This window comes from Bacillus sp. LR--39, assembly GCF_053613335.1.
On record NZ_JBSIOT010000965.1, the window covers coordinates 1 to 677 of the forward strand.

Annotated in this window: 1 pseudogene; it reads left to right on the plus strand. The window is 50.1% G+C overall.

What is annotated here, in order from left to right:
* Positions 1–677, plus strand: a pseudogene (gene metI, locus ACWHAR_RS27790) (cystathionine gamma-synthase/O-acetylhomoserine thiolyase); the annotation flags it as partial.

The following is a 677-nucleotide window of genomic DNA, read 5'->3' on the forward strand; positions in this document are numbered from 1 at the left end:
TGAGGACTGTTTACGCTCTAAGATTACGCCGAATACAAAAGCGGTGTTTGTGGAAACGCCGACAAACCCCCTTATGCAGGAGGCGGACATTGAACATATTGCCCGGATGACAAAGGAGCACGGTCTTCTGCTGATTGTAGATAATACATTTTATACACCGGTCTTGCAGCGGCCGCTTGAGCTGGGAGCTGACATTGTCATTCACAGCGCAACCAAGTATTTAGGCGGGCATAACGATCTGCTTGCTGGACTTGTCGTGGTGAAGGATGAGCGGCTCGGAGAGGAAATGTTTCAGCATCAAAATGCAATCGGCGCCGTCCTGCCGCCATTTGATTCGTGGCTTCTGATGAGAGGAATGAAGACGCTGAGCCTCAGAATGCGTCAGCATCAGGCAAACGCGCAGGAGCTTGCGGCGTTTTTAGAAGAGCAGGAAGAAATTTCGGATGTGCTGTATCCCGGAAAAGGCGGCATGCTGTCCTTCCGTCTGCAAAAAGAAGAATGGGTCAATCCGTTTTTAAAAGCACTGAAGACCATTTGTTTTGCAGAAAGCCTCGGCGGGGTGGAAAGCTTTATTACATACCCTGCGACCCAGACGCACATGGATATTCCTGAAGAGATCCGCATCGCAAACTGGGTGTGCAATCGGTTGCTGCGCTTTTCTGTCGGTATTGAACATG